The 8706-nt window shown below is 62.7% G+C and carries 10 protein-coding genes; 8 read left to right on the top strand and 2 right to left on the bottom strand.

What is annotated here, in order from left to right; genetic code table 11:
• From AB4Z11_RS14375 to AB4Z11_RS14365, 3 genes are all read left to right on the top strand, one after another.
• Positions 1 to 786, top strand: a 786-nt coding sequence (locus AB4Z11_RS14375) for a GDP-mannose 4,6-dehydratase (protein ID WP_442025928.1), incomplete at its 5' end; no start/stop codon positions are given.
• A gap of 1 nt (position 787) precedes the next feature.
• Positions 788 to 1717 carry a GDP-mannose 4,6-dehydratase gene (locus AB4Z11_RS14370; protein ID WP_442025927.1) on the top strand — a complete coding sequence of 310 codons (930 nt, stop codon included), beginning with the start codon at positions 788 to 790 and terminating at the stop codon, positions 1715 to 1717.
• A 24-nt stretch (positions 1718 to 1741) separates the two neighbouring features.
• Positions 1742 to 2866, top strand: coding sequence for a glycosyltransferase family 4 protein (locus tag AB4Z11_RS14365; RefSeq protein ID WP_442025926.1), 1125 nt, complete (start codon positions 1742 to 1744; stop codon positions 2864 to 2866).
• Here AB4Z11_RS14365 and AB4Z11_RS14360 read toward each other — a convergent pair.
• Positions 2796 to 4253 carry a YbfB/YjiJ family MFS transporter gene (locus AB4Z11_RS14360; protein ID WP_442025925.1) on the bottom strand — a complete coding sequence of 486 codons (1458 nt, stop codon included), beginning with the start codon at positions 4251 to 4253 and terminating at the stop codon, positions 2796 to 2798. The two genes, AB4Z11_RS14365 and AB4Z11_RS14360, sit on opposite strands and share 71 nt — an antisense overlap.
• Before the next feature lie 95 nt (positions 4254 to 4348).
• Between AB4Z11_RS14360 and AB4Z11_RS14355 the strand changes: the two genes are divergently transcribed.
• Positions 4349 to 4927 carry a TetR/AcrR family transcriptional regulator gene (locus tag AB4Z11_RS14355; protein ID WP_442025924.1) on the top strand — a complete coding sequence of 193 codons (579 nt, stop codon included), beginning with the start codon at positions 4349 to 4351 and terminating at the stop codon, positions 4925 to 4927.
• Here AB4Z11_RS14355 and AB4Z11_RS14350 read toward each other — a convergent pair.
• Complete coding sequence (locus tag AB4Z11_RS14350; RefSeq protein ID WP_442025923.1) at positions 4902 to 5930, bottom strand: AraC family transcriptional regulator; 1029 nt, start codon at positions 5928 to 5930, stop codon at positions 4902 to 4904. The genes AB4Z11_RS14355 and AB4Z11_RS14350 overlap by 26 nt on opposite strands.
• A 117-nt stretch (positions 5931 to 6047) precedes the next feature.
• Between AB4Z11_RS14350 and AB4Z11_RS14345 the strand changes: the two genes are divergently transcribed.
• The 4 genes from AB4Z11_RS14345 to AB4Z11_RS14330 all read left to right on the top strand — a co-directional run.
• Entirely contained in the window at positions 6048 to 7238 is a 1191-nt protein-coding gene (locus AB4Z11_RS14345; RefSeq protein WP_442025922.1) for a lipid-transfer protein, read from the top strand.
• A complete protein-coding gene (locus AB4Z11_RS14340) occupies positions 7235 to 7675 on the top strand; it encodes a MaoC family dehydratase N-terminal domain-containing protein (RefSeq protein ID WP_442025921.1) in 441 nt (146 codons plus the stop codon). The genes AB4Z11_RS14345 and AB4Z11_RS14340 overlap by 4 nt, the downstream gene beginning before the upstream one ends.
• Before the next feature lie 9 nt (positions 7676 to 7684).
• Complete coding sequence (locus AB4Z11_RS14335) at positions 7685 to 8077, top strand: MaoC family dehydratase (RefSeq protein WP_442025920.1); 393 nt, start codon at positions 7685 to 7687, stop codon at positions 8075 to 8077.
• Positions 8078 to 8120: 43 nt separating this feature from the next.
• On the top strand, positions 8121 to 8706 hold a 586-nt coding region (locus tag AB4Z11_RS14330; protein WP_442025919.1), incomplete at its 3' end, for an SDR family NAD(P)-dependent oxidoreductase.

The following is an 8706-nucleotide window of genomic DNA, read 5'->3' as shown; positions in this document are numbered from 1 at the left end:
GCGCAAAGCTTCGTGGGCGTGTCGTTCGAACAGCCTGCAACCACGGCCGAAATTACCGGCGTTGGCTGCACCAATCTGCTGGAAGGCATCCGCATCGTCAATCCGAAAATTAAGTTCTACCAGGCTTCGACCTCGGAGATGTTCGGCAAGGTGCAGGCTATCCCGCAAAAGGAAGACACGCCGTTCTATCCGCGCAGCCCTTACGGCGTGGCCAAGCTGTACGCGCACTGGATGACGGTGAACTACCGCGAGTCCTACGGCATCTTTGCTTCCTCTGGCATTCTGTTCAACCACGAATCCCCGCTGCGCGGCCGCGAGTTCGTGACCCGCAAGATTACCGACTCCGTCGCCAAGATCAAGCTGGGCAAGCTGGACGTTCTGGAGCTGGGCAATATGGACGCGAAGCGCGACTGGGGCTTCGCCAAGGAATACGTGGAAGGCATGTGGCGTATGCTGCAGACCGACAAGCCTGATACTTATGTGTTGGCCACCAACCGTACCGAGACCGTACGCGACTTCGTGACCATGGCCTTCAAGGCAGTGGACATCGCCATCGAGTGGCAGGGAAGTGTGGAGAACGAAACAGGCCGCGACGCCAAGACCGGCAAGGTGCTGGTGCGCGTGTCGCCGAAGTTTTACCGCCCAGCCGAAGTGGACCTGCTTATCGGCGATCCATCCAAGGCCCGCAAGGAACTGGGCTGGGAAGCCAAGACTTCGCTGGAAGAGCTGTGCCAGATGATGGTGGCAGCAGATCTGCGCCGCAATACCGCGGGCTTCTCCGTCTGATATGAGCGACCGCTTGCAGCTGCTGTCCCCGGCGCGTGAAGGCGAGGGCAAACGTGCCCTCGTTACCGGTCTGGCTGGATTTACGGGCCACTATGTGGCGCAGGAGCTGCGTGCCGCCGGCTACAAAGTGATCGGTACTGCGGTGCCCGGCCACGAGCATGGCGGCGACATGGTGTCGCTGGACCTCACTGACCGTGCCGCTGTCGCCGCGGCGGTCCACGAATTGCAGCCGGACGTCGTGGTGCACCTGGCTGCCATCGCCTTCGTCGCCCATTCCGACGTCGAGCAGATCTATCGTGTCAACGTGATGGGCACGCGCAACCTGCTGGAAGCGCTGGCGTCTGCGCCGAAAAAGCCTGGTGCAGTGCTGCTGGCATCAAGCGCCAATATCTATGGCAACACAGCCGTGGAAATGATTCACGAAGACGTTCCTGCGTCGCCGGCCAATGACTACGCCGTCAGCAAGCTGACCATGGAGTACATGGCCCGCCTGTGGATGGACAAGCTGCCCATCATCATGGCGCGCCCATTCAACTACACGGGCGTGGGCCAGCACGAGAACTTCCTGCTGCCGAAGATCGTGTCGCACTTCCGCCGCAAGGCCGCGGACATCGAACTGGGCAACCTTCAGGTATGGCGAGATTTCTCCGACGTGCGCATGGTCGCCGCCAGCTACCGCGCCCTGCTCGCGGCCAAACCTGCTGGCCAGGTGTTCAACATCAGCTCCGGCAAGGCTTACTCGCTGGGTGAGGCGATCGCCATGATGGAAGAGATTGCAGGCTACAAAATCAATGTCCACGTCAATCCAGCCTTTGTGCGCGCCAATGAAGTGGAGCGCCTGACGGGCGATAACCGCCGCCTCGCGTCCGTGATCGGCGCCATCGAGCCGGTGCCGCTGCAGCAAACCCTGCGCTGGATGTACGAGGCGTAATTGCCAATCACGGCAACAAGTAACATGCGCGTACTGCATTTCTACAAGACTTATTATCCCGATTCCTGGGGCGGCATCGAGCAAGTGATCCGCCAGATGTGCGTGGGCACAAGCCGGCTCGGCGTCCACAACGAAGTGCTGACGCTGACCCGCAATGGCGGGCCGGAGCTGATGGACATCGAAGGCCATTCGGTTCATCGCGTGCGGCTCGATTTCGAAATCGCTTCGAATGCGGTGTCGGTTGCATCGATCCGCAAGCTGGCGGCGTTGGCGAAAAACGCGGACGTGATTCATTATCACTTCCCGTGGCCCTTCATGGATATGGCCCACTTCATGGCGCGGGTAAAGAAACCGAGCGTGGTGACTTACCACTCCGACATCGTGCGCCAGAAGACGCTGCTGCGTGTGTACACCCCGCTGAAGCGCCGCTTCCTGAAAGATGTTGACTCCATCGTCGCGACTTCGCCGAATTATCTGGCGTCTTCGCCGGTGCTGAGACGCTATGAAAACAAGGTGACTACCATTCCATTCGGTTTGGATAAATCCACCTATCCCGAACCGCCCCCGGAAGTAATAGAGAAATGGCGTGCCCGCATGGGCGAGCGCTTCTTCCTGTTCGTCGGTGTGCTGCGTTACTACAAGGGCTTGCACATTCTGCTGGATGCGGTGGCGCGCAATGGTTATCCCGTCGCAATTGTCGGTGCCGGTCCGATCGAGCAGGAACTGAAGGAGCGCGCCAAGCGTCTCGGTGTGCTCGACAAGGTGCAGTTCCTCGGTGCGCTCGATGAAGAAGACAAGATCGCACTGCTGAAGCTGTGCTACGCCATGGCTTTCCCGTCGCACCTGCGCTCGGAAGCTTTTGGCATCTCGCTGCTGGAAGGTGCCATGTATGGCAAACCGATGATCTCCAGCGAAATTGGCACCGGCACTACCTATATCAACATCGATCAGGACACGGGCCTGGTGGTGCCGCCCAGCGATGTCGAGGCCTTCGACAAAGCGATGCGCGTGTTGTGGGAGAACCCGCAGCTGGCGGCCGATATGGGCCGCCGTGCGGAACAGCGTTACTGGAGTTTGTTCACGGCGGGGAAGATGGCCGAGGACTATGCTCAGCTTTACCGCTCACTGCTCGCGCGGCGAGCTCGGTAAGCAGCGCCAGTATCAAGCCTGCTGCGGCCAGCATGAACAGCATGCGATGTTGTCCGCCGCTCGCAGTCAGCAGCCAGGATGAAGTGTAGCCGACAATCGCTTGCGTTAGCGCGTAGATGGTGGTGGCGCGGCTCCAGGCGGCCGATTGCCTTTCCGCATTGCCGGGCAGGATGCGCTGAATCTGGCCAAGGTAGATGGGCACGATCCCCGGCGGGAAAGTGCCGATCACCAGCGTGGCCAGGATCAGCGCTGGTATTTTCGTCGTGCTGACCAGCAGGGCGATGGCCGCGATTTGTCCGGCGATCGCGATGCGGTTGGTGACACGCGGCGTGATGCGGTCGCCCAGCGCGCCATACATCATCGGGCCGGCGATGGCGCCGATGCCGTAGGCGATCCAGAACATGGCGCCGGTCTGCGCACCGAGGCCCAATCCGCGTGCGATGTAATCCACCAGGAAGATCATCATCGGCACCAGGCCAACGGCCATCAGCGCGTACTGCACGTAGAGCACGGTCATCTCCGCGCCGCCATCCGCTGTCGCCGCCGGATGCGTCGATGCACCAGCCGCGGTCGCGCCACGACCGCCTGCGGCCGTCCCGCCGGACTCCGCGGCCGTCGCCGCCGCCTCCACCGCCTCAGCGTCCGCTTCCGACGCGGCCTCCACAGCCGTAGCCACAGCGTTCGCCTCCGCCGCGGCCTCCACCGCCGTAGTCTCAGCGTCCGCCTCCGTCTGCACCGCCGCCGTCGCCGCCACAGCAGCGCTTACCGGATCGGCGCTCGCCGCCGATGTCCCTGCGGCCGGGGCGTTGCGCGGCGTCGCGGGCGCCGCACTGGGCCATCCCTGCCAGCTCGCGGCGGTCAGCAGCGCGGAGACGACGCCGAGCCCGGCCCAGGTTTGCCACAGCCCGACTTTGAGCAGCAGCGGCACCAGCGTGCCCGACGCGGCGATTCCAATACCCAAGCCAAGGAAGATCGCGCCGCTGGCCATGCCGCGCTTTTCGACTGGAATATGCGGCAGCACCGTAATCGCCGCCAGCACCATGATAATTCCGCCCGCCACGCCGGACAGGAAGCGCCACGCGAAGAACCACGCCACCGACACCGGCACCGCGCAAGCAAAGAAAGCCAGCGCCGCCAGCGCCATCATCCATTGCAAGGTACGTCGTGCGCTCAAGCGCGACGCCAGCGGACGTCCACCCACTGCACCAACCAGATAGCCCACCAGATTCGCTGCGCCGAGATACAGCACATCATTGGCCGCAAACCAGTGCGCCTCGATCAGCGGCGGAATCAAGGGCGTGTAAGCGAAGCGCGCCAGCCCAATGCCGACCAGGCTCGCACACAAGGCGGCAAAAATCGACCGCCCAACGGAAGGAGATGAAGCCATGATAGTTCCCACGAGATTCCCACGAGATTTCGAATTATGTTTGACAGGGTAGTCAAGTTTGACGTGTGTGTCAAGAATGCGTTAAAATCGCCCTCATGGTCGGAATACGTCAATTCAACGAAGATGCCGTGCTGGACGCTGCGATGCAGCTGTTCTGGCAGCGCGGTTATGGTGCCACCTCGATGCAGGACCTGGCGCAGGCCACCGGCGTGCTGCGTGGCTCGCTCTACAACGCCTACGGCGACAAGGCGCAGATTTTCGTGCTGGCCTTCGAGCGCTATCACCGCCAGATTCTCGAACTGGCGCGCGAGGCGCTATCTCATCCCGACCTGCGCACTGCGCTCGAATCCTTTTTCGAAAAGCTGATCGCGCTGATGACCAGTCCCGGCGAAGGTGCGCACACGCGCGGCTGCCTGACCACCAAGACGGCGGCCGATGAAACGGCGCAGGGCGAGATCATCCTCAGCGCTTTGCAAGGCCTGCTGGATGGCATGGAAGCCCTGCTGACCGAGCGCCTGCAGAAAGCCGGCAAGCTGTCGCTGCCGCCGCAAGAGGGCGCTCGGCTGATGGTCACGCTGACGCGCGGCCTGGTCATCATGGAGCGTGTTTATTCCGATCCGGCCCGGCTGCGCGCCAGCGCCGCTGCCCTCATCGACCTGCTGCTGAAGAAGTAGCGCGGTATTCGCCGCAGGTTTTTCCCGTCCATTTCTTGAAGGCGCGCTGGAACGTGGCGCTGTCGCTGAAGCCCAGCTCCGTGGCAAGCTGCGCCAGACCGATGCGCGAAGTGGTCAGGCGCGCGATGGCAATGCCGCGCCGCAGATCGTCCTTCAGCTTTTGCAGAGAGGAGTCCTCGTGCGCCAGTTGGCGCTGCAAGGTTGCGGGTGATACGTGCAGGCTGGCCGCAATGGCCGGCAGATCCGGCCAGTCGGGATACTGGCGCAGCAGGCAGTTGCGCACTTCCTGGCTCACCGGGCCAAATCCGCGCGGCGGTAGCAGAATCTGCGCGAAAGCATCCGGCAGGAAGGCGCGCAGGGCCTGCTCGTCGCGGCTGACGGGCGTCTGCAGCACGGCCGCATCAAACCAGAAGCCCGAAGTCGCCTGCTGGAAGCGGCGCTCGCCGGGGAATACCGCCGCATAGTCGCGCGCATAGTCCGGCTCCGGGAACATGAAATCGAAATGGCGGATCGGCAGCGGACCGTTGATCAGCCACGCGGCCAGGCGCCACAGCACGCGCACCATGGTCTCCTGCAGGAAAGCCGGCGCGCTCTCGCCTTTGCCGACCCAGGCCACATCCAGTCCCGCTTCGTCCTTCTGCACTGACAGCGAAAACAGCAGGTCATCCTGCAGCAGATTCAATACCTTGCTCATGCGCTGCAGCGCGCTGCCCAGCTCCGGCGCGCCCATGCCCGAGCGCGCGACCAGGGCGAAGCTGCCCAGTTTGAAGGGCCGCGAAAACAGCCCCACCGATTCGTCCTTGAGTTCCTGGGCCAGCGTGTAGAACAATGCGACATACTGGTGCGAACTGATGCCGGGATGGGCCGGATCGGTCAGCACGGCGGTATCGGCGCCCACGCGCTGCAGGTAGGCTGTGACATCGGCCCCGCTGGCGCCGATACGGGACAACATGCCGCGTACGAAGGCGGGCGCGATCAGGGTGTCGGTGAGGTCTTTTGCCATTGGTTTTAATGTCCGCGGCAATTGCCGGGCAGCTTGCAAGCCCATAGGATGGGGGAATTATAAGCCGAGGCGTGRGGCGAATTGCCACCGCCGGTTTCAACCAGCAGGAGACAAAAGATGACTTCCAAAGTATGCGTCGCAGGCGTCGGCATGGTGCCGTTCGTGAAACCGGGCGCCAACGAACCTTATCCCGTCATGGCGTCGAAAGCCGCGCTGGCAGCATTGGCCGATGCGGGCATCGGCTATGACCAGATCCAGCAGGCTTACATGGGTTATGTGTACGGCGACTCCACGGCTGGCCAGCGCGCGCTGTACGAGGTGGGCATGACGGGCATCCCGGTCGTCAACGTCAACAACAACTGCTCCACCGGCTCAACCGCGCTGTACCTTGCGCGCCAGGCCGTGCAATCGGGCGCTGCGGAATGCGTGCTGGCGCTGGGCTTCGAGCAAATGAGTCCTGGTGCGCTGGGTTCCGTGTTCAATGACCGTCCGAGCCCATTCGAACTGTTCGACAATGCCGCCGATGAACTGGTGGGCGAGCCGCAGATCCCGCTGGCGCTGCGCTACTTCGGCGGTGCCGGCCTGGCGCATATGAAGGAATTCGGCACGCCACTCAATACCTTCGCCAAGATCCGCGCCAAGGCCAGCCGCCACGCGGCGAACAATCCGGTCGCACTGTTTCGCAAGGAAGTCACCGAAGAAGAAGTGATGGCGGCGCCGATGGTGTGGGACGGCGTGATGACGCGCTTGATGGCTTGCCCTCCAACCTGCGGCGCAGCTGCGGCCGTGATCTGCTCTGAGGACTTCGCCAGACGCCACGGCCTGAACGCCGCGGTACGCATCCGCGCCCAATCCATGACGACTGACCGCGCCATTTCTTTCGAAGCGCGCGATATGCGCGAGGTGGTCGGCTTCAGCATGGCGCGCGAGGCGGCGCAGCAGGTGTACGAAGCGGCCGGTATTGGTCCTGAGGACGTGCAGGTGATCGAGCTGCACGACTGCTTCGCGCACAATGAACTGATCACTTATGAGTCGCTGGGACTGTGCCCGCGCGGCGGCGCGCAGAAGTTCGTGGAAGACGGCGATAACACGTACGGCGGCAAGTACGTGACCAATCCATCCGGTGGCCTGCTGTCGAAAGGCCATCCGCTCGGCGCGACCGGCCTGGCGCAGTGCACGGAGCTGGTGCAGCAGCTGCGCGGCCAGGCGGACAAGCGCCAGGTCGAAGGCGCGCGTCTGGCGCTGCAGCACAACCTCGGTCTGGGCGGCGCCTGCGTGGTGACGCTGTACGAAAAGGTGTCGGCATGATTGACCGCGCCTGGCTGGGGCGTGAGCTGCCTCCTTCCGAAATGCTGGTGGACCGGGCACGTCTGCAATTCTTCGCGCGATCCATCGGCGAGACTGATCCAATTTATCTCGACGTGAGCGCTGCGCGTGACGCGGGCTATGCCGACATCCCCGCGCCGCCTACCTTCCTGTTCTCAGTAGAGCTGGACAGCGGTTCCACAGACTGGATGCTGCACCAGATGCAGATTCCGCTGGCCAAGCTGCTGCACGGCGAGCAGTCCTTCCGCTACTACAAGCCGGTGTGCGCGGGCGATCACATCACCGTGCGTTCAACGGTCAGCGAAATCTACGACAAGAAAAATGGTGCGCTGGAATTCGTCGAGCGCAGTTCGCGCGTGACGAACCGGGATAACGAACTGGTGGCCGAGCTGCGCTCGCTGCTGGTTGTGCGCCACTAAGGAGGCCAGATGAAACCGGGAGATATCCTGCCGACGCTGCAACTGCCGCCCGTTGACCGCACCATGCTGGCGCTGTACGCCGGTGCTTCGGGCGACCACAACCCGATTCATATCGACATCAATTTCGCCCGCCGTTGTGGCATGCCGGACGTGTTTGCGCACGGCATGCTGGGCATGGCCTGGCTGGGCCGGTTGCTGACGCAATGGGTGCCGCAATCGCGCCTGCGCAAATACGAAGTCCGCTTCGCCGGCATTACCCACCTGGGCAATGCCATGCAATGCCGCGGCGAAGTCAAAGAGCTGCTAGATCTCGACGGCGAACCCTGTGCGCGCATCGCGGTCGTCGCAGCAAACCAGTACGGACAACAAAAAATCATCGGCGAAGCCATCGTCGCCGCGTAGGGCGGATCATCGATCCGCCGTGCATGAACAGAGAGGAAAGAAAATGAAACTGCAAGGAAAAGTAGCGCTGGTCACCGGCTCCGGCCGCGGCATCGGCCGCGCCATCGCCATGAAACTGGCAAGCGAAGGCGCGCGCCTCGTCATCAATGACCTGGACGAAGCTCCTGCCCAGGAAACGGTCGACGCCATCAAGGCTGCGGGAGGCGAAGCCATCGCCTGCGTCGGCAGCGTGACCGCTCCGGATTTCGCCGAGCGCTTCATCGGCACGGCAGTCGATCATTTCAAGGGCCTGGACATCATCATCAACAACGCCGGCTACACCTGGGACAACGTGATCCAGAAGATGACCGACGAGCAGTGGTACGCCATGCTTGACTGCCATCTGACTGCGCCATTCCGCATCCTGCGTGCGGCGCAGCCGGTGATCAAGGCGCTGGCCAAGACCGAAGCGGAACAGGGCATCCGCAACGTGCGCAAGGTGGTGAACATTTCCTCCGTCGCCGGCGTGTTCGGCAATGCGGGACAGGTGAACTACTCGGCAGCGAAGGCCGGCATCATGGGTGTCACGCAAACGCTTGCGAAAGAATGGGGCCGCATGAACACCACGGTGAACTGCGTGGCCTTTGGCC

The organism is Pseudoduganella sp. RAF53_2 (assembly GCF_052113985.1).
Taxonomy (GTDB): Bacteria; Pseudomonadota; Gammaproteobacteria; order Burkholderiales; family Burkholderiaceae_D; genus Rugamonas.
This window is presented reverse-complemented; position numbering and strand designations above follow the sequence as displayed.

Coding starts and splice junctions, on each gene's coding strand:
- AB4Z11_RS14370 (WP_442025927.1), top strand. CDS start 788: ATGAGCGACCGCTTGCAGCTGCTGTCCCCGGCGCGTGAAGGCGAGGGC.
- AB4Z11_RS14365 (WP_442025926.1), top strand. CDS start 1,742: ATGCGCGTACTGCATTTCTACAAGACTTATTATCCCGATTCCTGGGGC.
- AB4Z11_RS14360 (WP_442025925.1), bottom strand. CDS start 4,253: ATGGCTTCATCTCCTTCCGTTGGGCGGTCGATTTTTGCCGCCTTGTGT.
- AB4Z11_RS14355 (WP_442025924.1), top strand. CDS start 4,349: ATGGTCGGAATACGTCAATTCAACGAAGATGCCGTGCTGGACGCTGCG.
- AB4Z11_RS14350 (WP_442025923.1), bottom strand. CDS start 5,930: ATGGCAAAAGACCTCACCGACACCCTGATCGCGCCCGCCTTCGTACGC.
- AB4Z11_RS14345 (WP_442025922.1), top strand. CDS start 6,048: ATGACTTCCAAAGTATGCGTCGCAGGCGTCGGCATGGTGCCGTTCGTG.
- AB4Z11_RS14340 (WP_442025921.1), top strand. CDS start 7,235: ATGATTGACCGCGCCTGGCTGGGGCGTGAGCTGCCTCCTTCCGAAATG.
- AB4Z11_RS14335 (WP_442025920.1), top strand. CDS start 7,685: ATGAAACCGGGAGATATCCTGCCGACGCTGCAACTGCCGCCCGTTGAC.